Origin of the sequence: Micromonospora sp. NPDC050980 (assembly GCF_040653835.1) — a bacterium.
In the GTDB taxonomy this organism is placed as follows: domain Bacteria; phylum Actinomycetota; class Actinomycetes; order Mycobacteriales; family Micromonosporaceae; genus Micromonospora.
Genome location: NZ_JBFAGS010000033.1, coordinates 1 through 21,249 on the forward strand (window position 1 = coordinate 1; position 21,249 = coordinate 21,249).

Below are 21,249 nucleotides of genomic sequence, written 5' to 3' on the forward strand. Positions count from 1 at the left end.
GACGGGGAAGTAGCCGCCCTTGTAGGCGGTCTTGTAGCCGCGGTTGCCGCCCTCTTCCTCGCGGCCGGTGTTCCACGCGCCCTCGATCGAGTCGATGTAGTAGAACGCCTGGTTGGCGGAGGTCTCGTGGCGGATCGAGTCGAAGATGTAGAACTCCGCCTCCGGGCCGAAGTAGGCGGTGTCGGCGATCCCGCTGGCGGCGAGGTATGCCTCGGCCTTCTTGGCCACGTTGCGCGGGTCGCGCGAGTATGCCTCGCGGGTGAACGGGTCGTGGATGAAGAAGTTCAGCGCGAGCGTCTTCTGCGCCCGGAACGGGTCCACGAACGCGGTGGCGACGTCCGGGAGCAGGAGCATGTCCGACTCGTGGATGGCCTGGAAGCCGCGGATCGACGAGCCGTCGAAGGCGAGGCCGTCGGTGAAGACGCTGTCGTCGAAGGACTCCACCGGCAGGTTGAAGTGCTGCATCACGCCGGGCAGGTCACAGAAACGTACGTCGACGAACTTCACGTCCTCGTTCTTGAGGTAACGCAGGAGTTCCTCGGGATTGGCGAACACACGTCCTCCTGGCAGGTCCACTCCGGTCGCTGTCTGGTGGCGACGCTATGGCCGGGCGGTTGCCCGGCCGTGTCTCCTCTGTTTCCGCCGTGTTACGTCGCTAGCGGAGCGTCATCGCCCGTACCGTGTGTTAGCTATTGCGGATATTGTCGGATTTTTCGATGGGTGCCGAGGCGGCGCTACCCTGGCCGCTGTGACCGATACCGCCGCCGCGCCGGTGCCACCCGCCACCGACCCCACCTTCACGCCCCCCGGCCTCGGCCGCCGCTTCGGCGCGTTGCTCATCGACTGGGTGCTGTGCCTGATGGTCGCCCGGTCCTTCGCCGATCCCGTCCGCGACGGCTGGCCGCCGGTCCTGGTGCTGATCATCGAGTACGGTTTCTTTCTCGGCCTCTTCGCCCAGACCCCCGGCATGTACCTGACCCGGCTGCGCTGCGTGGCCTGGGTCGACGGCGGCCGGATCGGGGTGGCCCGCGGGCTGCTGCGCGGACTCCTGCTGGCCCTCGTCGTCCCCGCCCTGATCATGGATCAGCACCGGCGCGGCCTGCACGACCGGCTCACCGGCGCGGTCGTCACCGACGCGCCCCGCCGCTGATCCACCCGACGGCAAAGGAGCCGGCTCCGCGGGGGACCGGCTCCTTCTTCCGCGTACGCCGGGAGTCAGCGCCCCCGCGTCTGCCGGAACGCGCCCCGCGGTGGCCGCATGTTCTTGGGCACCGCGCCCTTGGGCATCTGCGGTCGCGCGGTCAACGCCTTGAGCCGCTTGTCGAGGGCGTTCACGTCCTTCGGGGAGAGGGTGCGCGGCAGCCGCATCACGGTCATCCGCAGCTTGCGGACCGGCAGCTCGCCCTCGCCGGAACCGATCACGTAGTCGTGCAGCGGGGCCGTGCCGATCACCTTGGCCAGCCGACGCTTCTCCTGGCCGAGCAGGCCCCGCACGCGCTGCGGGTTCCCCTCGGCCAGCAGGATCACGCCGGCGCGGCCCAGCACCAGGTGGACCATGTCCATCTGGGTGGTCGAGCTGACCGCCGGGGTGACCCGCCAGTCGCCGCGCATGCTCTCCATGATCTGCGCCGCCGCCCCGGGCTGCCCCTCGGCGGCGTTCATCATCGCCTTGTTGGAGCGCAGGTTGAGCACGATCAGCAGGGCGAGCAGGGCGAGCAGGATGCCGATCGGCAGCCAGATCCAGCCCCAGGCGAGCACCGCGACCACGGTGAGCGCGAGCGGGATCAGCACCGCCGCCGCGGCCAGCGGCGCGAACCACTTGTCCTGCTTGGCGGTGAACTTGAACACCATCCCGATCTGCTTCAGCCGCTGGCCGAACGAGACCTTCTCCTGGGGCTTTGCCATGCCGCAGAGTCTAGTGGTCGACGCACGGCCGGTTGATCCGTGGCCACCCGTTCCGCAGCGGGCCGGGCGGACCCCGCCGCGCCGCCCCACCCCGGGCACGTCGACCCGGCGGCCGTCCCGGTTCAGCGGCGGGGCAGATAGATCCGCCAGCCGGGGGTCGTGATGACGCGCAGAGCGCCCGGTTCGGCGCCGAGCTGCCGATCCAGCCGGGCGGCCAGCGGCGAGCCGTCCGGGGCCACCCACGCGGCGTCCGGGTCCGCGGCGACCGCCCGCCGATACCCCGGCAGCCGGTCGAGGCCGGGGCGCAACTCGTCGTCGACCACCGCGCACACGGTGTCCTCGCCGCTGGCGAAGGCGATCCGGTTGCAGGTCCAGTAGCCGCCCCGGGCGTGCCGGACGCCGAGGTCGCCGAGGGCGTCGACGAGCAGCCGGTGCCGGTCCGCCTCGGCGTGCGCGGCCGGCGCGGCCCGGATCGCCGCCACGGTGGCGCCGGCGCTGGTGCCGAGCACCCCGGCGAGCACCGCGACCGCCCCGACACCGACCACCACGCTCCCGACCGACCCCGCCTCGCCGAGGTGGGGGTGTCCGAGCCGGTCCGATACCGCCACCTCACCGAGCTGGCGCCGGCGGTCGGGATCGAGCGGGCCTCGCCGGCCGGGCCGGCGGGTGAGGTGGGCGGCCAGCGGGCGGACGGCCTGCCACAGCGGCCAGAGCAGAGCGGGAACGGCGACCGCCAGGCAGGACAGATAGCGACCGCTCTCCAACGGCGTGCGCCCGGCCGCGTTGCTCGACGCGTACCCGGCCAGCACCGCCGCCGCGCCGGCGAGCAGTGCCAACCGCACTCCCGCCGAAACCCGCTCGCCGGCCGGCACCCGCTCGCCGGCCGATGACGGCGGGACGCGGCGCAGGGTGCGCCCGGCGGTGACCGCCGCGAGCAGCAGCAGGACGAGGAAGACCGGCGCCCACCAGAGCTGCCAGGGAGCGCAGTGGCCCGGCGAGCAGAAGCCCATTGCCAGCGGCGGGCCGACGACCAGACCACCGTGCCACCGCTCGGCCCAACTCGCCGCCGGGCCGGAGCCGCTGGCCGACAGCACCGCGGTGAGTGGGTCACGCCCGTGCCGGAGACTGTCCAGCACCATCGGGGCGACGCCCAGCAGCAGCGCGGCGGCGAGCGCCCCCCCGGCCCGGCCGGCCAGTTCCCGCCGTCGCCACGCCACCAGGAGCGCGCCGAGCGTCAGCACGTACGGCAGGATCAGCGGGTCGACCCAGAGCAACACCCCGGCGACCAGCCCCCAGGCCGCCCAGCGGGGCAGCCGCGCCCCCGGCCCGCCGCCGCACAACCCGACAGTGAGCAGCGCCAGCGCCGCCCCGGCCGGATTCAGCTCGGGATAGCCGCCGCCGGCGATGAGCTGGTTCTTCACCACCCGGTCGGAACCGAGCGCGAGCACGGCGACGACCAGCAGGGCGTACCAGCGGTCGCCGCCGAGCCGGCGGGTGAGCCGCCAGGACAGCAGCAGGAACAGCGCGTACAGCGCCAGGGTGGGCAGCCGCAGCACGAGCACGGACGGCCCGGCGAGCGCGACCAGCGGCGCGGCCAGGTACGCCTCCAGCGTGCCCATGTACGCCTGGCCGTAGAACCAGACCGGGAAGTCGTCACCCCGGGCGATGTGCAGGGCGGCCAGCCCCATCGTGGCCTCGTCGCTGTTGCTGGGCGGCGCGTCGGCGAACAGGAGCGCCAACCGGTAACCGACCCCGGCCGACCCGAGCAGCAGGGCGAGCAGCGCCGGCAGCCGGTCACGCCGGGAGGTGGGCGGGCGGTCGGCCCCGCGTGGCTCCTGGCGTACCCCGGCGGTCATGCCTGCGATCATGGCATCCGGCGGGTGGCCGGTGGCGGGTGACGCGGTCGGACGCCGGGCTCAGCCGGCGACGGTGACGTCTTCGCGGGCGGCGAGCGCCTGCTGGTAGAGGCGGCCGGCGCGGTAGGACGAGCGGACCAGCGGGCCGCTCATCACGCCGGCGAAGCCGATCTCCTCGGCCTCCTCGCGCAGCTCGACGAACTCCTCCGGCTTGACCCAGCGGGTGACCGGGTGGTGCCGGGGGGAGGGGCGCAGGTATTGCGTGATGGTGATCAGCTCGCAGCCGGCGGAGTGCAGGTCGCGCAGCGCCTGGGAGACCTCGGCGCGCTCCTCGCCCATGCCGAGGATGAGGTTGCTCTTGGTGACCAGGCCGTCGGCGCGGGCCTGGCGGATCACGTCGAGCGAGCGCTCGTAGCGGAACGCCGGGCGGATCCGCTTGAAGATGCGCGGCACGGTCTCCACGTTGTGCGCCAGCACCTCGGGTCGCGCGCCGAAGACCTCGGCGAGCTGCTCGGGCACCGCGTTGAAGTCGGGGATCAGCAGCTCGACGCCGCAACCGGACCGCAGGGCGTGGATCTGCCGGACCGTCTCGGCGTAGAGCCAGGCGCCGCCGTCGGGCAGGTCGTCGCGGGCCACCCCGGTGATGGTGGCGTAGCGCAGGCCCATCGCGGCGACCGACTCGGCGACCCGGCGCGGCTCGTCGGCGTCGAACTCGGCCGGCTTGCCCGTGTCGATCTGGCAGAAGTCGCAGCGCCGGGTGCACTGGTCGCCGCCGATGAGGAAGGTGGCCTCGCGGTCCTCCCAGCACTCGTAGATGTTGGGGCAGCCGGCCTCCTGGCACACGGTGTGCAGACCCTCGCGCGAGACGAGCCCGCGCAGTTGGGTGTATTCCGGGCCCATCTTGGCCTTGACCTTGATCCACGGTGGTTTGCGCTCGATCGGCGTCTCGGCGTTGCGCGCTTCGATCCGCAGCATCCGCCGCCCCTCCGGGGCGACGGTCGCGGTGCGCGCTGGCTGCTCAGTCGTCGGCGCGGTTTGCTCGATCGTCACGAAATCGAGCCTACGCCGGTCGGCGGCGGTCGATGAACGTCGGGCGACCGCCGTCACCCCTGAATTCTTGTGACACCGGACACGAGCGGCCAAAAAACCTCGTCACATTCCGGCGGCGGTGGTGCTAGCGTGCCGGCAGAGCTGCGACGGAGCCGAGTAGCGGACCGAACCGCCAGCCCAGAGAGCCGCCGAAGTGCTGCGAGGCGGTCTGGCGCCGGCCCGCGAAGACCCTCCCGAGCTGCGGGAAGAACGGCGTGCAAGGAAGGGCCCCCGATTAACGCCTCCGGTAGAGGCGGGGCCCCCTGTTAACACCCGCGCCCAGTAGAGCCCGCCCGGCTGGCCCCGGTGAAAAGGCGACGAACGAGGCCCCCGCTCCGGCGGCGGCGAAGGTGTGGTGGCACCGCGAGGATCCCGCTCGCCCACACCTCCCTGGGGATCGCGTTGCGATTGATCAAGGAGGTCGCCATCGTGCAACGCATCCTGTCCCACCGACTCCCCGCCCACATCGGCGCGAGCGTCCGGCTCGCCGGCTGGGTGCACCGCCGCCGGCTGCTCAAGTCGGTGGCGTTCCTGATCGTCCGGGACGCCACCGGGCTCGCCCAGGTGGTGGTCGCCGCGCCCGACGTGCGTGCGCAGGTCGAGGCGATCGGCGAGGAGACCGTCGTCGAGGTGGTCGGCACCGTGGTCGCGAACCCCGCCGCGCCCGCCGGGGTCGAGGTCGTCGAGCCGACGGTACGACCGCTCGGCCCGCCCGCCGTGCCGCCGCCGTTCGACCTGTACCGGCCGGTGCTCACCGCGAGCCTGCCCACCCAGCTCGACCACGCGCCGACCGCGTTGCGCCACCCGACCCGCTCCGCCGCGCTGCGGATCTCGGCGGCGGCGGTGGCCGGCTTCCGCGCCACGCTCGACCGGCAGCGCTTCGTCGAGGTGCACACGCCGAAGGTGGTCGCCTCGTCCACCGAGAGCGGGGCGAACGTGTTCGCGCTCGACTGGTTCGGCCGGCCGGCCTACCTGGCCCAGTCGCCGCAGTTCTACAAGCAGCTCATGGTGGGCGTCTTCGAGCGGGTGTACGAGGTGGGGCCGGTGTTCCGCGCCGAGCCGCACGACACGGTCCGGCACCTGGCCCAGTACACCTCGCTCGACGTCGAGCTGGGCTTCGTGACCGACCACCGGGACGTGATGACCGTGCTGCGGGACACCCTGGCCGGGATGCTCGCGAGCGTCGTGGACCGGGCCGGCGGTGCGCTCGACACGCTCGGCGTGGCCGTGCCGGAGGTGCCCGCCGAGATCCCGGCGGTGCACTTCACCGACGCGTTGACGCTCGCCGGTGCGCCGGCCGACGAACCCGACCTGGCGCCTGCGCACGAGCGGACGCTGGGGGAGTGGGCGCTGCGCGAGCACGGCTCGGACTTCCTGTTCGTGACCGGCTACCCGATGGCGAAGCGGCCCTTCTACACCCACCCGGACCCGGCCCGCCCGGCGTACTCCAACGGCTTTGACCTGCTGTTCCGGGGGATGGAGCTGGTCACCGGCGGGCAGCGGCTGCACCGGCACGCCGACTACCTGGCCGCGTTGGCGGCGCGGGGCGAGCCGGTGGAGCCGTACGCCGGGTATGTGGTTGCGTTCCGACACGGGATGCCGCCGCACGGCGGCTTCGCGATCGGCCTGGAGCGGTTCGTGGCCCGGTTGACCGGCGCGGCGAACGTCCGGGAGGTGACCGCGTTCCCGCGCGACAGGCACCGCCTCACGCCCTGACCCGATCCGGCGGTCCCCGCTCCGCTGGCCTGCCGTCCCGTTCGCCGGGCTGGCAGGCCAGCACCCGGACGGGATCGTGTACGGAGAGTGATGAGGACTCCTGCGACCGGATGCTCACGGTCGGTGAGGAGGCGGCCTCGGTGGGATTCCCGCCTACCTTCACGCCAAGGGTGGTGAGCAGGGACGTCCGAGGGGGCAAGGGTGAGGTGCTGGCTGCCTTTGCTCTGCAGCCACGGGCGCAGCGGTCGACGCAGGGTGCCCGCTGCGTATGCGGCTGCAGAGCAAAGGCGGCGGCGGGGTGACGGTGGGAGCGGGCTGACAGCCACGCTCAGTGAGCGTGGTGGGTGCGGGGACGGGCGGGGACGGAGGGTCAGGCCGGGCCGAGCAGGTCCCAGGCGTTGCCGGCGATGTCCCGGAAGACCGCGACTCGGCCGTACGGCTCGGTGCGGGGTGGGCGGACGAACTCGACGCCGGCCGCGACCATCCGGTGGTACGTGGCGTCGAAGTGGTCGACCTGGAGGAAGAAGCCGACCCGGCCGTGCGTCTGGTCGCCGACCGCCGCGGCCTGGTGCTCGCCGTCGGCGCGGGCCAGCAGCAGCCCGGTGCCGCCGCCTGGCGGGCGGACCACCACCCACCGCTTGGGCCGGCCGTCGTTGGTCAGCGACGGCGTGTCCTCGGCCAGTTCGAAGCCGAGAACCTCGGTGAAGAAGGCGACGGCCGGGTCGTACTCGGCCACGACGAGGGTGACCAGGTCGAGCCGCACCGCGTCAGACCCGGGTAAGGGTGGGCAGGTGGCGCTCCACCACGGGCAGCACGTCGGCGACCGTGATCGGCCGGCCCAGCTCGGCGGTGAGCGAGGTGACCCCGGCGTCGCGGATGCCGCAGGGCACGATCCGGTCGAAGAAGCCCAGGTCGCAGTCGCAGTTGACGGAGAAGCCGTGCAGCGTCACGCCACGGGCGACCCGGATGCCGATGGCGGCCACCTTGCGCGCCGGGCCCCGGTCGTCCGCCGGCGCCCACACGCCGCTGCGCCCCTCGACCCGACCGGCGGTCAGCCCGAACTCGGCGCAGACGTCGATCAGCAGTTGCTCGGTGCGCCGGACGTACGCCACCACGTCGACCGGGTCGGGCAGGCGGACGATCGGGTAGCCGACCAGTTGCCCCGGGCCGTGCCAGGTGATCTTGCCGCCGCGGTCCACGTCCACCACCGGGGTGCCGTCCGTCGGCCGGTCCCACGGCTCGGTCCGCTTGCCGGCGGTGTAGACGCTCGGATGCTCCAGGAGCAGCACCGTGTCGTCCTGCTCGCCGGCCACCACTGCCTCGTGCAGCCGGCGCTGCTCGTCCCAGGCGGCCCGGTAGTCGAGCCGGCCGGCGCGTACGGCGGTCGGTCCGGAAGTCGTCACGCTCACCCGCCCAGCGTAGTCCCGCCGGCCGGGCCGCCCACCGGTGACGCTCGTCGCGTCACGCCGCCGGCACCCGCCACAGCCAGACGTCCTCGACCCGCTCGGGCGGGCCGAGCAGGGCGGTCGCGGTGCGGCGCAACGCCTCCTCGTCGACGTCGTACTTGGCGCCGTGCACCCGGTCGGCCAGCACCACCGCCCGCACCCCCCAGTAGCGCAGGTCGGCCCGCGACTCCTCGATGCTGCCCTCGGTGATGATCGGCACCAGCCCGGTGCGCCCGGCCTGGTCCATCAGGCTGTCGAAGGTGCGCGGCACCGGGCCGATCCGGCCCCGGCCGTCCGGCCCGCCCGGGCCGAGGAAGAAGCCGGCCGGGATGCGGAACTCACCCTGCCGGTGGGCCAGCGCGTACGCCTGCCAGCGCTGCCCGTCCGGGTAGACGTCGACGGTGAGCGGCAGCGGCGTGAGCACCCCGTCGGGTGGGACGTAGCGCGTCCAGGCACCGCTGGTGATGAACGCCGGGATCGGCTCGCGGACGCTGGTGAGCAGCGGCGTGGGCAGCAGCGGCAGCAGCGCGGCGGCGAAGCCGACCACCCAGGCCGCGCCCACCACCCGCCGTCGGGGCGGCCGGGCCCGCAGCGTGTCGATCGCGTACGCCAGCAGCAGGCCGATGACCGGCGCGACGACCAGGGCCAGCCGGGACGGCAGCGCCGCGTTGATCACCGGCAGGTTGTCCAGCACCCCGAACGGCAGCAGTTGGTCGGTGCGCCGGCCGTTCCACCTGGCCGTCGGCCCCCAGGAGAGCACCGCGAAGACCACGGCGGTCACGCCGAGCGCGAGCAGGGTGGCCCGGAACGCCCGGTCGGCGCGTCGCCAGAGCAGCGCGAAGCAGGCGACCGCGAGCAGCAGCAGCGGGACGCCGAAGAACGAGTTCTCCTCCGTCGGGTTGGGCGCCAGCGAGGTGCCGAAACCGGCCCAGCCGGCGAGCGACCGGCGCGGGTACGACAAATAGGCGGCGATGTCCTCGGAGTGGATCAGCGGGTCGAAGCCGGTGCCGTGGAACCGTTGCGGCCCGGCGAAGTGCAGCCAGAGCGGGTACGCCAGCAGCACGCCGGCCACCAGCGCGGTCATCCCGAGCCCGGCGAGCACCCGCGGGAGGGCCGCCCGCACCTCCGCCCGGCGGGCCGGGTGCAGCGCCCAGACCAGCAGGAACGCCGCGAGCGCCAGGGCGGTGAAGAAGAGGCCCTCGGCGGCGATCGAGAACGCGACCGCCACCAGCAGGCCGAGCAGGATCCCGCCGGTGACCGCGCGGCCGGGCCGGCGCAGCCGGAACACGCCCCAGATCAGCAGTGGCACCAGCCAGCCGGCGGTCCAGTTCAGGTGCGCGTTGGCGTGCGACACCATGGCCGGGCAGTAGGCGATGAACAGCGCACCCACGCCGGCGGCCAGCCGGCTGCCGACCAGGTGCCGGCTGAGCAGCCAGTACCAGGCCACCGCGGTCGCGGCCAGGTTGAGCGTCAGGATCACCAGGAACGTCGCCGGTGGCCCGATCAGGTACGTCAGCGGCGCGAAGACCGCCGCGTACACGGTGATCGAGGTGTTGACCGCGAGGTTCACCCCGTCCGGGACGTTGATCAGGTGCGTGAAGAGCGGGTTCTCGCCGTGGCTGAGCGCGTGCCCGCCGAAGGCCAGCAGCCATTCGAACAGCGCCTGGTCGCTGGAGTTGACGGTGATCGTCCGGGTGCTCGGGTCCCGCCACATCCCGCTGGTCACCCAGAGCGCCAGCGTCACGGCCGCGAGCGTCACCAGCAGGTCGGCGCGCCGGTCGCGGGTGACCGGGAACGGGGAGGACGGCACGCAGCGGACGTTACCAACCGGACCCGGGCACACCGCCCGGACGGTGAATGTGTGACCGACAGCCATTCCCGTCGATGAAACACGGCCGTAACGTCTCGGCAACTCGGAGAGTGACTCAGTTCACATTCCATGATCGGGAGGTCCCCGTGTCCCGCTCCTCATCCCTCATCACCCGCCTCGCCGGGGCGGCGGCCGGGGTCGTGCTCGCCGCGGCCGGCGTCCTGGTCGCCGCCCTGCCCGCGCAGGCCGCCTCGCTGACCCAGGTCAGCGGGTTCGGCTCCAACCCGGGCAACCTGACCATGTACGCCTACCGTCCGGACGGCCTGCCCGGCAACGCGCCCGCCGTGGTGCTGCTGCACGGCTGCACCCAGAACGCCTCGACCTACTTCACCAACTCCGGCTGGCAGAAGTACGCCGACCAGTGGAAGTTCGCGCTGATCGTGCCGCAGCAGCCGTCCGGCAACAACTCCACCTCCTGCTTCAACTGGTTCCAGACCGGCGACACCGCCCGGGGCCAGGGCGAGGCGCTGTCGATCAAGCAGATGGTCGACTACGCGAAGACGAACTACGGCACCGCCGCCGGCCGCGTCTACGTCAGCGGCCTGTCCGCAGGCGCCGCGATGAGCGCGGTCATGCTCGCCACCTACCCGGACGTGTTCGCCGCCGGCTCGATCATCGCCGGCCTCCCGTACCGCTGCGCCACCAGCACCACCAGCGCGTACAGCTGCATGAACCCGGGGGTGGACAAGACGCCGGCGCAGTGGGGCGACCTGGTCCGCAACGCGTACCCCGGCTACTCCGGCAAGCGGCCCCGGGTGGCGATCTGGCACGGCACCAGCGACTACACGGTAAACGTGGCGAACGCGACCGAGTCGCGCGACCAGTGGACCAACGTGCTCGGCGTGTCGCAGAGCCCGACCAGCACCTCGTCGCTGCCGGCCGGCACCAGCCTGGACGTCTACGGCAACGACCAGGTCCGCCTCTACCGGGTCTCCGGGATGGGCCACGGCACCCCGGTCGACCCGGGCTCGGCCGCGGACCAGTGCGGCACCGCCGGGGCGTACTTCCTGGACACCATCTGCTCGACGTACCGCGACGCGCTCTTCTTCGGGCTGAACGGCGGCGCCACGCCCAACCCGACCCCGACCCCGACGGCGACCGCGACCCCGTCGCCGACTCCGACGGGCGCACCCACGCCCACCCCGACCACCGCGCCGGTCTGCGTCACGGCGAGCAACTACGCGCACGTCGTGGCCGGTCGGGCCTACCAGTCCGGCGGGTACGCCTACGCGCGGGGCAGCGGCCAGCGGATGGGCCTCTACAACACGTTCTACACCACCGCGCTGAAGCAAACCGCCCCCAACTACTGGGTCATCGGCTGCTGACGTGCAAGGAGGGGCCCCCGGTTAACGCCTCCGGTAGAGCAGGGGGCCCCGCTTAACACCTGCCGCTCGCGCCGCCCTCAGCCGGTGAGGGCGGCGCGCAGCGCGCCCGGCAGGGCCGGGTGGGTCCAGGTGAAGCCGGCCCGGTCGAGCACGCCGGGCAGCACCCGGGTGCTGGTGAGCGCCTCCTGCGCGAACCCGCCGAGGGCCACCTTCAACGCCAACGCCGGGATCGGCATGATCGCCGGCCGGTGGAGCTGGCGGGCCAGCTCGCGGGTGAACTCGGCGTTCGTGACCGGCGCCGGGCCGACCACGTTGACCGGGCCGGCCACGTCGTCGCGGGCCAGCAGGAAGGCCACCGCGTCCAGCCAGTCGCGCATCGAGATCCACGGCAGCCACTGCCGGCCGTTGCCCAGCTTGCCGCCGACGCCGAGCCGGAACGGCAGCAACTGCGGCTTGAGCAGGCCGCCGTCGCGGTGCAGCGGCAGCCCGGTGCGCAGCCGCACCACGCGTACCCCGGCGTCCTCCGCCGGGCGGGTCGCCGCCTCCCAGACCCGGCAGACGTCGGCGAGGAACCCCTCGCCGGCCGGCGCGTCCTCCTCCACCGTCCGGTCCCCGGTGTTGCCGTACCAGCCGACCGCGGAGGAGTTCAGCAACGCCGCCGGCCGGTCCGTGGCGGGCAGGCCGGCGATCGTGATGGCGAGCGTGGTGGTGCTGTCCACCCGGCTGGTCCGGATCAGCTTCTTGTAGTCGTCGGTCCAGCGCTTGTCGCCCACCCCGGCGCCGGCCAGGTTCACCACCGCGTCGGCGTCCGCGACCACCTGCGGGTCGAGCTGCGCGGCGGCGGGATTCCACTGCCGCTCGTCCGGGCCACGCGGCGGGCGGCGGACCAGGCGGGTGACCTGGTGCCCGTCGGCGGTGAGCCGGTCGACCAGTCGGGTGCCGAGGAAGCCGGACACGCCGGCCATGAGGATCCGCATGTTCCCATCTTCGGATACCGGACGGGATTCGGATGCGTGGAGCGAAATCGCTCACTCGTCACGCACGGGATCTCTGCGCCGACCGAAGGTCAGTCGAGTGCGCTCGACGTCGACCCGTTTCCGGCCAGCCGGGGCAGGAGCGGCGCGAGCGCGCCGACGGCGTCGGCGCGTACCACGAAGCGGGTGACGCCCCAGCGGCGCTCGTGCGCGGCGACCGCCGTGCCGATCTCGTCGGCGGTGCCGATCAGCGCGAACGGGGTGGCCAGGAGTTCGGCGACGGTGAGTCCGAGGCGGGCGGCGGCCGGCGCCGCGGTGGCCCCGGCGTCGTCGGTGACGGCGAAGTGCTGGACCAGCGCCTCCAGGGCCGACGGCGTGGACCGGCCGGCCGCGCCGGCCGTCACGTGGGCGAGCTGCGCCTCGATCTGGTCCTCCCGCCAGCGGGCCTCGTGCCGGTGACCGTCCGGCAGGGTACGCCCGAAGCCGGTCAGGCCGACCACGTCGGCGTGCGCTCCGGCCCAGCGCAGCAGCGTCGAGTTGGCGGTGCCCACGGTGAGCGGGATCCGGTCCTGGACCGGCCGCGGTTCGTCCAGGCGGGCGGCGAACGCGGCCAGGTCCGGCGTGTCCACGGTGACCTCGTCACCGGCCAGCAGTGCGCGTACCGCCTCGGCCACCGCGACGCAGCGGCGGACCCGGCCGGCGACGTCCGGGCGCTCGCGCCCGACGGCCCGCCACTCGCCCGGGGTGTGCCCGGCACCCACGCCGAGCCGCGCCCGCCCGCCGGAGACCACGTCCAGAGTGGCCACGTCGGAGGCGAGCAGAAGCGGCTCCCGGACGCCGGCGTTGGACACGTACGAGCCGAGGCCCAGCGTGCCGGTCACCGCCGCGGCGGCGGCGAGCGCCACGAACGGGGACGGGCCGGAACCCGGGTGGTCGGCCGCGTGGAGCGCGTCGAAGCCGGCGGCCTCGACGGTGCGGGCCAGCTCGGCCCAGCTCGCCGCGTCGGTGGCCCGGGCCTGTACGGAGAAGATCGCCATCGGCCCAGTCTCCGACCCCACCCCGCTTCCCACCCACCCCTTCTGCCGAGGGCCGAAGGGTAAGGCGGGGCCCCGCTGACACCTCAGACCGCGTCGAGGCGGGCCAGGTCGGCGGGGGAGAGGCGCAGCGCGGCGGCGGCGACGTTCTGCTCCAGGTGCGCCGGGTCGCCGGTGCCGGGGATGGCGAGCACGTTCGGGCCCCGGCTCAGCGTCCAGGCCAGCCGGACCTGCGCTGCGGAGACGCCGTGCTCGCCTGCCACCGCGAGCACCTCCGGGTGTTCCTCGCCGGTCGCCCCGGCCTCCCGTCCGCTGGTCACGATCGAGAAGAACGGCACGAACGCGGCGCCGTGCGCGGCGCAGTCCCGGATCAGCTCGTCGTTGCTGCGGCGGTAGCCGAGGCCGTACGAGTTCTGCACGCAGACCACCGGGGCGATGGTCCGGGCCTCGGCGACCTGGTGCGGGCGGACCGCGGAGACACCGAGGTGCCGGATCAGCCCGGCGTCGACAAGCTCGGCGAGCGCACCGAAATGCTCGGCCAACGGCTCCGCGCCATAGACCCGCAGGTTGACCACGTCGAGGTGGTCGCGGCCGAGCTGGCGCAGGTTCTCCTCGACCTGGCCGCGCAACTGCTCCGGCCGGGCCATCGGCAGCCACCCGCCGGACGGGTCCCGGCCCGGCCCGACCTTGGTGACGATGACCAGATCATCCGGGTACGGCGACAGCGCCCGATTGATCAGCTCGTTCGCCGAGCGCAGCGGCGAGAAGTAGAACGCCGCCGTGTCGATGTGGTTGACGCCCAGCTCGACGGCGCGGCGCAGCACCGCGACGGCCCGCTCCCGGTCGCTGGGTGTGCCGTCGGCGTTCGCGGTCAGCCGCATCGCGCCGAGGCCGATCCGGTTGACGGTCCGGGAGCCGAGCTGCCAGGTGCCGGCCGCGCCGGCGGAGACGGTGTCGATGGTCATGCGTTCCCCGTTCCTCTCGAAGGCCCGATTGTGGGCCGAGTGGTTCCACGGAGACACCTGCCGAACGGTTCACTCGCCCTCGTCCGGCTGCTCGTGCCAGCGCGCCCGCCAGGCCGCCTCGTGCGTCTCGTGGCTGGTCCGTTCCTCGAAGACCAGTTTGCGCAACGCCCGCCGGCCCTCGTCGAAGACGATCACCTCGGCCGCCACCATACCGACCGTGACGGCGGTGAGCATGGTCATCGCGACCAGGCCCGGCACCCGCTCGGCGAGCGGGATCGCGGCGCCCAGCAGCAGCACCGCCGCGACCCGGGTCCAGCTCACCGTGCGCAGCGTCCGGGCCTGGAACAGCATGTTGCCGCAGAGATAGCAGGCCACCCCGCCGAAGAGCAGCGGTACGGCCGGCCCGTGCGCCGACTCGGCCGGGGACACGTCCGGATTGGCGACGTCGTGCACGATCATCTCGGCGCCGAGCGCGAACAGGATGATGCCCGCGATCATCGGCAGGAACAGGTACGCGTACGCGTCCCGGGCCATCGCCACCCGCGGCCCGTCGCGGGCGGCGTGCAGGGCGATCCGGGCGGACGGCCCGACCAGGTCGTAGTGCGCCCACCAGAGCGCGGCGGTGAAGAAGATGCCGAGCACTGCGGCCACCACGGCCGGCCAGGTGGGCGGCTGCCCGAGCAGGTTGCTGCCGACGCCGACCGAGATGACCGACTCGCCCAGCGCGATGATCAGGATGAGGTCGTACCGTTCGGTCCAGTGCTCGGCCGATGCGACGCCCCAGCCCCAGGTCCCGGCGATCATGCCGGTGCCGTACTGGAGCAGCACGACCGCGGCCCACAGCGAGTCCCGGACCACCGCCGCGGTGAACAGGCCGTCGATCTTCGGTGGCACCAGCGCGGCGACCAGCAGCAGCGCGGTGCTGCCGACCACCTCCGGGGTGAACCGGATCAACTGCCGGCGCTCGTTCGGGCTGTCCCGCACCACGTGCCGGTAGAGCATCAGGTGCACCAGCCGCAGCACGGTGTAGCTGAGCGCCGCGACGATCGGGCCGGCGGCGTTGCCGCGCGGGTCGCGGAACGCGTTCGGCAGCGACAGCGCGAACGTGAACAGGGCGGCCATGCCGACGGTCATGAGTACCGGCACGAAGCCCTCGCCGAGCCGGACCCGGGTGGCCACCACGCTGTGTACCACCCACGACCACCAGAGCACGGCGAGCACCAGCAGGGCGTGCAGCAGGGCGCCGCCGGTCACCTGGAGCGCGGTGGCCCGGGTGATGATGAAGAACGAGAAGACGAAGACCAGGTCGAAGAAGATCTCGAACCGGTCCACCCGGGCGCCCGGGGCCACCGGCACCGCCGGCCCGAGGCGCCCCCGCCACCCGTACCCGCCCACCGGCCGAGTCTGTCAGCGCGCGGTCCGCGTCGGGCCGGAAACGGCGAAGGGGTACGCGGCCGAGCCGCGTACCCCTTCGGTGTGCCTGAGGCGTCAGAGGCCCAGTTCGGCCTCGAAGTTGCCAGCCTCCAGCCGCTCCTTGACCGAGGTCAGGAAGCGGGCGGCGTCGGCGCCGTCGATCAGCCGGTGGTCGTACGACATGGCCAGGTAGACCATCGACCGGACCGCGATGACCTCGCCCAGCTCCGGGTCGTTGACCACGACCGGGCGCTTCACCACGGCACCGGTGCCGAGCATCGCCGACTGCGGCGACGGCACGATCGGGGTGTCGAAGAGCGCGCCCCGGCTGCCGGTGTTGGTGAGCGTGAACGTCGCCCCGGCCATCTCGTCCGGCGTGATCTTGTTGGCCCGGGTGCGCTCGGCCAGGTCGGCGATCCGCTTGGCGATGCCGCCCATGTTCAGGTCGCCGGCGTTGTGGATGACCGGCACGAGCAGGCCGCGCTCGGTGTCCACCGCGATGCCGAGGTGCTCGGCGGCCGGGTAGGTGATCGTCCCGCCGTCCAGGTCCATGCTGGCCTGGATGATCGGGTGGGTCTGCAACGCCTCGATCGCCGCCAGGGCGAAGAACGGCAGGAAGGACAGCTTCACGCCGTGCTTGGCCTGGAACGACTCCTTGGCCCGGCCCCGCAGCTTGGCGACCTTTGTGACGTCGACCTCGACGACCGTGGTGAGCTGGGCCGTCTCGTGCAGCGACTGCTGCATCCGCTTGGCGATGGTCGCCCGGATCCGCGGCAGTTTCTCCGTGGTGCCCCGCTTGGCGCTCGGCTGCGCCTTGGCGGCCGGCTGGGCCGGTGCCTGAGCGGCGGGCGCGGCGGCGGCCGGCTGGGCCTGGGCGGCCTTCGCCTTCTCGGCCGCCTCCAGCACGTCCTGCTTGCGGATCCGGCCACCCACGCCGGTGCCGTTGACCGAGCCCAGCTCGACGCCGTGCTCGGCGGCGAGCTTGCGGACCAGCGGCGTCACGTAGCCGGCGGCCTCCTCGCCGCCGCCCTGGGCCGGGGCGGTCGGGCGCTGCGGCGCGGCGGCCGGCGCGGCCGGCTGGGCCTTCCGCTCGGTCTCGGCCGGCTTCGCGGCCTGCTCCGTCTCGGCGGCCGGCTCGTTGTAGGACATGCCCGGGGTCGGCTCCTCGACCGTGGGCTCCGGCTTCGCCTCGGCCTTGGGCTCGGGCTTCGCCTCCGGCTCGGGCTTCGGCTTGGCCTCGGGCTTCGGCTGGGCCGGGGCGCCACCGGCGGCACCGACGATCGCCAGCACGGCGCCGACGTCGGCGGTCTCGTCCTCGGCGACCTTGATCTCCTGCACCGTGCCGGCGACCGGCGACGGGATCTCGGTGTCCACCTTGTCGGTGGAGACCTCCAGCAGCGGCTCGTCCACCTCGACCGTCTCGCCGACCTGCTTGAGCCAGCGGGTCACCGTACCCTCGGTGACGCTCTCGCCCAGGGCCGGCATGGTCACCGGGGTGCCCTCACCCGACGACGCGGCGGGCTGGGCCGGCTCCTCGACGGCCGGCTGCTCGGCCTCGGCGTCGGGCTCGGCGGCGGCCTGCTCCGCCTGCTCCGGCTCGGGGCCGGTGCCCTCGGCGGCGGCGGTCGGCTCGGTGGCCGGCTCCACCTCCTCCTTGGGGGCGCTGCCGGCGTCCTCGCCCTCACCGGCGATGACCGCCAGCTCGCTGCCCACCTCGGCGGTCTCGTCCTCGCCGACCACGATCCGGCTCAGCACGCCCGCCGCGGGCGACGGGATCTCGGTGTCCACCTTGTCGGTCGACACCTCCAGCAGGGGCTCGTCGACCTCGACGGTGTCACCCTCCTGCTTGAGCCAGCGCGTGACGGTGCCCTCGGTGACGCTCTCGCCGAGCCGGGGCATGGTGACCGATACCGGCATGTTCTCCAGACTCCTTCATTCCCCTGGTGGGATCATCGCCCGTCGCCGGACGCCGCGGTTGTCGTGGTCAGGCGTGCGCGTGCAGCGGCTTGCCGGCCAGGGCCAGGTGCGCCTCGCCCAGGGCCTCGTTCTGGGTCGGGTGGGCGTGCACGAGCTGCGCCACCTCGGCCGGGTAGGCCTCCCAGTTGTAGATGAGCTGGGCCTCGCCGATCAGCTCGCCGACCCGGGCGCCGACCATGTGCACGCCGACCACCGGGCCGTCGTCCACCCGCACCAGCTTCACGTGGCCGGCGGTCTTGAGGATCTGGCTCTTGCCGTTGCCGCCCAGGTTGTAGTTGTAGGTCTTGACCTTGTCGGCGCCGTACTGCTCCTTGGCCTTCGCCTCGGTCAGCCCGACCGAGGCCAGCTCCGGGTCGGAGTAGGTGACACGCGGGATGCCGACCTCGTCGATCACGGCGGGGGACTTTCCGGCGATCTCCTCGGCGACGAAGATGCCCTGCTGGAAGCCGCGGTGCGCGAGCTGGAGGCCGGGCACGATGTCGCCGACCGCGTAGACGTTCGGCACGCTGGTGCGCAGCCGCTCGTCGGTCAGCACGTAGCCGCGGTCCATCTTGACGCCCTGCTCCTCGTAGCCGAGGTCGGCGGTGTTCGGGCCGCGACCGACGGCGACCAGCAGCAGCTCGGCCTCGACCGTGTCGCCGCCGGAGATGGTCAGCTTGACGCCCTTGTCGGTCTTCTCGACCTTCTCGAACGGCTTGCCCACCTTGAAGTTGATCTTCCGCTTGCGGAACGCCCGCTCCAGCGCCTTCGACGACTCCTCGTCCTCGGCGGCGACCAGGCGGGGCAGCGCCTCGACGATTGTCACGTCGACGCCGAAGGACTTCCAGACGCTGGCGAACTCGACGCCGATCACGCCGCCGCCGAGCACGATCGCCGACGACGGGACGCGGTCCAGGGTGAGCGCGTGGTCGCTGGTGATGATCCGCTCGCCGTCGACCTCCAGGCCGGGCAGGCTCTTCGCGTACGAGCCGGAGGCCAGCACGACGTTGCGGCCGGTGTAGCGCTTGCCGTCGACCTCGACGACGTTCTTGCCGACGAGCCGGCCGGCGCCGGCCACGAAGGTGATCTTCTTGGCGCTGCCCACCAGGCCCTGCAGGCCCTTGTAGAGGCGGGAGACCACACCGTCCTTGTACGAGTTGACCGCGGCCATGTCGATGCCCACCAGCTCGGCCTTCACGCCGAACTGCTCCGACTCGCGGGTCTGGTCGGCGATCTCGGCGGCGTGCAGCAGCGCCTTGGTGGGAATGCAGCCGTTGTGCAGGCAGGTCCCGCCGAGCTTGCCCTTCTCGATGAGCGCGACGGAGAGGTCAAGCTGGGCGGCACGCAGCGCCGCCGCGTAGCCGCCGCTACCACCTCCGAGGATGACGATGTCGAAGGTCGTGTCGTTCGGCTCGCTCACATCCAACTCCCAGGTCGCGTCACTGCATCGGGGGTTACGGCGGAGTAACAGGCACACCCCACCTCGGTCATCTTGTCACCACCGGGGGCCGAGCGCGTACCGAGGTGCCCAACGACACGTCGGCGACCCGTACCCTTGGCATCGTCTTCGATGATGTCCGGGGGAGGAGTGGGTCCGGTGGCGCTGTTCCGACGACGTAAGCGGGTGGCTGCGGTGAACCGCGATCGCACCGCCGATCGCGCCGATCTGGACCACCTTGAGAACTTCGTCCGTACCCGGCGCGGGGTCGAGGCGTTCCTGGAGCCGCGGACGACGGTCACCGAGACCACCGTCATGCTGATCGCCGACGACGGCGAGTGGACCCGGCGGCGGGTCGGCAGCCCGGAGGACGCGCGGCGGTGGGCCCACAAGACCGCCATCCCGATCTACGACGTGCGCCTGATGGGCTACCCCCAGCGCATGCGCGACTACAACGAGCGCCGCAAGCGCCGCCCCGAGCTGTTCTGAGCCGCGGATGTTAAAAGGGGCCCCCTGTTATGCGGAATGCGTTAACAGGGGGCCCCTCCTTACACCTCAGCCGTTGGCGGCCACGTCGTCGACGAGGTGGAGCAGGGTGCGGACCGGGACGCCGGTGCCGCCCTTGGTCCAGTAGCCGGTGGCCTCGCCCGAGTGGTAGCCGGGGCCGGCGATGTCGATGTGCGCCCACGCCACGTCGTCGGTGACGAACTCACGCAGGAAGACCCCGCCCTGGAGCATGTGCCCGGCCCGGTCCATGCCGGCGTTGACCTGGCTGATGTCGGCGACGTCCGACTCCATGCCCTTGCGCACGTCGTCCGGCAGCGGCATCGGCCAGGCCGGTTCGCCGGTCGCGTCGCCGGCGACCCGGACCCGCTCGCACAGCTCCGGGCTGCCCATCACGCCGGCGATCCGCTTGCCCAGCGCGACCACCTGACCGCCGGTCAGCGTCGAGGTCTCGAACAGGTAGTCGGCACCGTCCTCGCAGGCCCGCGCGATGGCGTCGGCCAGGACCATCCGGCCCTCGGCGTCGGTGTTGAGCACCTCCACCTTCTTGCCGCTGTACATGGTGATCACGTCGCCCGGCCGGTAGCTGCTGCCCGACGGCATGTTCTCCGCCATCGGCAGGTAGCCGGTGACGGTCACCGACGGCTTGAGCGCCGCCACCGCCAGCATCGTCGCGCCGACCGCCGCCGCGCCGGCCATGTCCGACTTCATCTCCCACATGCCCTGCGCCGGCTTGATCGAGATGCCGCCGGTGTCGAACGTGATGCCCTTGCCGACCAGCGCGACCCGCTTGCCGCTGCCGCCGCCGGCCGGCGTGTAGGTGAGCTTCACCAACCGCGGCGGGGCCTCCGAGCCCTGGCCGACGGCGAGGATGCCGCCGTAGCCACCGGCGGCCAGCGCCGCCTCGTCGAGCACCTCGACCGCCAGGCCGGCGTCCCGGGCGGCGGTCGCCACGGCGTCGGCGAACGCCGGCGGGCGCAGCTCGTTCGGGGCGGCGTTGACCCAGTCCCGGCCGGCCCGCACCGCGCCGGCCACCGCCTGCGCCCGGTCGACCTCGGCCCGCGCGGTCGCGTCGGCCGCATCCGGCACCGCGACCAGCACCTCGGCCACCGGCTCGCGCCGCGTCGGCTGCGGCTTGGTCTTGTAGCCGGCGAACCGGTAGCCGCCCAGCAGCGCGCCCTCGGCGACCGCGCGCAGCGCGGCCGGGGCGTCGGCGTCGTCCGGCAGGGGCAGGGCGAGGGCGACCCGTGGCGCACCGGCCAACGCCCGCACCGCCGCGCCGGCGGCCCGTCGTAGGGACTCGGGCGCGGGAGCGGCACCGGAGGGCTCCGCGCCGAGCCCGACGGCGAGGACCACCGGGGCGGTCACCGTGCCGAGCGTGGCGAGCTTGATCACCTCGCCGGGGGCGCCGGTCGCGCCGAGCAGGGCCAGCGTCTCGGTCAGCTTTCCGTCGAACGCGGCGGCGATGCTCTCCGCGCCGCTGGCCAGGAGCAGGGCGTCGGCGGGTGCGCCGTCGCCCGGGTCGGTGGTCTGGCTGTGCACGCCGATCACGATCGCGTCGACGGCGAGTTCGGCGGGGTCGGTGTCGACCAGGCTGAGGGTGGTGCGGGGCGATGTCACGAAAGCTACTCCGGGCGGGCCGGGCCGGCCGCGTCGTCGCGTACCGGCGATGAAGGTCTCTCCGGCGGCAACCTACCCGCCGGAAGCGTGGCTGTCCCGCCGATGCCTGTCGACGGGATCCCGCCGATGCTAACCACAG

The 21,249-nt window shown here is 73.1% G+C and carries 18 protein-coding genes; 4 read left to right on the forward strand and 14 right to left on the reverse strand.

Annotation, left to right across the window (positions count from 1 at the left end; translation table 11 throughout):
- Positions 1–555: glutamine synthetase beta-grasp domain-containing protein (locus tag AB0H28_RS27990; RefSeq protein WP_358046411.1), on the reverse strand; the 555-nt coding region annotated here is incomplete at its 3' end.
- A 217-nt stretch (positions 556–772) separates the two neighbouring features.
- Between AB0H28_RS27990 and AB0H28_RS27995 the strand changes: the two genes are divergently transcribed.
- The gene (locus AB0H28_RS27995) at positions 773–1,150 is read left to right on the forward strand and encodes an RDD family protein (RefSeq protein WP_358046480.1); all 378 of its coding nucleotides are present in this window, start codon (positions 773–775) and stop codon (positions 1,148–1,150) included.
- A gap of 65 nt (positions 1,151–1,215) precedes the next feature.
- Here the strand turns inward: AB0H28_RS27995 and AB0H28_RS28000 are convergent, their stop codons facing one another.
- The 3 genes from AB0H28_RS28000 to lipA all read right to left on the reverse strand — a co-directional run bounded on the left by AB0H28_RS28000 (position 1,216) and on the right by lipA (position 4,868).
- Positions 1,216–1,905 carry a DUF4191 domain-containing protein gene (locus AB0H28_RS28000; RefSeq protein ID WP_358046414.1) on the reverse strand — a complete coding sequence of 230 codons (690 nt, stop codon included), beginning with the start codon at positions 1,903–1,905 and terminating at the stop codon, positions 1,216–1,218.
- A gap of 122 nt (positions 1,906–2,027) precedes the next feature.
- Positions 2,028–3,761, reverse strand: coding sequence for a DUF423 domain-containing protein (locus AB0H28_RS28005; RefSeq protein WP_358046418.1), 1,734 nt, complete (start codon positions 3,759–3,761; stop codon positions 2,028–2,030).
- A 60-nt stretch (positions 3,762–3,821) separates the two neighbouring features.
- Positions 3,822–4,868, reverse strand: a complete 1,047-nt coding sequence (lipA, locus tag AB0H28_RS28010) for a lipoyl synthase (RefSeq protein ID WP_358046421.1) — start codon at positions 4,866–4,868, stop codon at positions 3,822–3,824.
- A gap of 411 nt (positions 4,869–5,279) precedes the next feature.
- On the opposite strand from lipA, the gene aspS reads away from it, so the two are divergent.
- Entirely contained in the window at positions 5,280–6,566 is a 1,287-nt protein-coding gene (gene aspS / locus AB0H28_RS28015; protein ID WP_358046483.1) for an aspartate--tRNA(Asn) ligase, read from the forward strand.
- Positions 6,567–6,936: 370 nt separating this feature from the next.
- Here the strand turns inward: aspS and AB0H28_RS28020 are convergent, their stop codons facing one another.
- Genes AB0H28_RS28020 through AB0H28_RS28030 form a run of 3 tightly spaced genes read right to left on the reverse strand, consistent with a single transcriptional unit; the run spans position 6,937 to position 9,887 of the window.
- A complete protein-coding gene (locus tag AB0H28_RS28020; RefSeq protein WP_358046424.1) occupies positions 6,937–7,329 on the reverse strand; it encodes a VOC family protein in 393 nt (130 codons plus the stop codon).
- 4 nt (positions 7,330–7,333) lie between these two features.
- Complete coding sequence (lipB, locus tag AB0H28_RS28025) at positions 7,334–7,975, reverse strand: lipoyl(octanoyl) transferase LipB (protein WP_358046427.1); 642 nt, start codon at positions 7,973–7,975, stop codon at positions 7,334–7,336.
- A gap of 52 nt (positions 7,976–8,027) precedes the next feature.
- The gene (locus AB0H28_RS28030) at positions 8,028–9,887 is read right to left on the reverse strand and encodes a DUF2079 domain-containing protein (protein ID WP_358046430.1); all 1,860 of its coding nucleotides are present in this window, start codon (positions 9,885–9,887) and stop codon (positions 8,028–8,030) included.
- Between the two features lie 80 nt (positions 9,888–9,967).
- Between AB0H28_RS28030 and AB0H28_RS28035 the strand changes: the two genes are divergently transcribed.
- The gene (locus tag AB0H28_RS28035) at positions 9,968–11,206 is read left to right on the forward strand and encodes a PHB depolymerase family esterase (RefSeq protein WP_358046433.1); all 1,239 of its coding nucleotides are present in this window, start codon (positions 9,968–9,970) and stop codon (positions 11,204–11,206) included.
- A 77-nt stretch (positions 11,207–11,283) separates the two neighbouring features.
- Here the strand turns inward: AB0H28_RS28035 and AB0H28_RS28040 are convergent, their stop codons facing one another.
- The 6 genes from AB0H28_RS28040 to lpdA form a co-directional block, all read right to left on the reverse strand.
- Complete coding sequence (locus tag AB0H28_RS28040; RefSeq protein ID WP_358046435.1) at positions 11,284–12,183, reverse strand: TIGR01777 family oxidoreductase; 900 nt, start codon at positions 12,181–12,183, stop codon at positions 11,284–11,286.
- Positions 12,184–12,272: 89 nt separating this feature from the next.
- Positions 12,273–13,217 (reverse strand): LLM class flavin-dependent oxidoreductase, encoded by a 945-nt coding sequence (locus AB0H28_RS28045; protein WP_358046437.1) that lies wholly within the window; start codon positions 13,215–13,217, stop codon positions 12,273–12,275.
- A gap of 83 nt (positions 13,218–13,300) precedes the next feature.
- Positions 13,301–14,179 (reverse strand): oxidoreductase, encoded by an 879-nt coding sequence (locus tag AB0H28_RS28050; protein ID WP_358046440.1) that lies wholly within the window; start codon positions 14,177–14,179, stop codon positions 13,301–13,303.
- A 69-nt stretch (positions 14,180–14,248) separates the two neighbouring features.
- On the reverse strand, positions 14,249–15,574 hold the full coding sequence (locus tag AB0H28_RS28055; protein ID WP_358046443.1) for a low temperature requirement protein A: 1,326 nt from the start codon (positions 15,572–15,574) through the stop codon (positions 14,249–14,251).
- A gap of 93 nt (positions 15,575–15,667) precedes the next feature.
- Positions 15,668–17,509: a 2-oxoglutarate dehydrogenase, E2 component, dihydrolipoamide succinyltransferase gene (sucB, locus tag AB0H28_RS28060; RefSeq protein ID WP_358046446.1), complete on the reverse strand. Its 1,842-nt coding sequence runs from the start codon at positions 17,507–17,509 to the stop codon at positions 15,668–15,670.
- Between the two features lie 67 nt (positions 17,510–17,576).
- Positions 17,577–18,968 carry a dihydrolipoyl dehydrogenase gene (lpdA, locus tag AB0H28_RS28065; protein ID WP_358046448.1) on the reverse strand — a complete coding sequence of 464 codons (1,392 nt, stop codon included), beginning with the start codon at positions 18,966–18,968 and terminating at the stop codon, positions 17,577–17,579.
- 177 nt (positions 18,969–19,145) lie between these two features.
- Between lpdA and AB0H28_RS28070 the strand changes: the two genes are divergently transcribed.
- Positions 19,146–19,475 carry a hypothetical protein gene (locus tag AB0H28_RS28070; protein ID WP_358046451.1) on the forward strand — a complete coding sequence of 110 codons (330 nt, stop codon included), beginning with the start codon at positions 19,146–19,148 and terminating at the stop codon, positions 19,473–19,475.
- 66 nt (positions 19,476–19,541) lie between these two features.
- Here the strand turns inward: AB0H28_RS28070 and AB0H28_RS28075 are convergent, their stop codons facing one another.
- A complete protein-coding gene (locus tag AB0H28_RS28075; protein WP_358046454.1) occupies positions 19,542–21,110 on the reverse strand; it encodes a leucyl aminopeptidase in 1,569 nt (522 codons plus the stop codon).
- Positions 21,111–21,249: the final 139 nt, after the last annotated feature.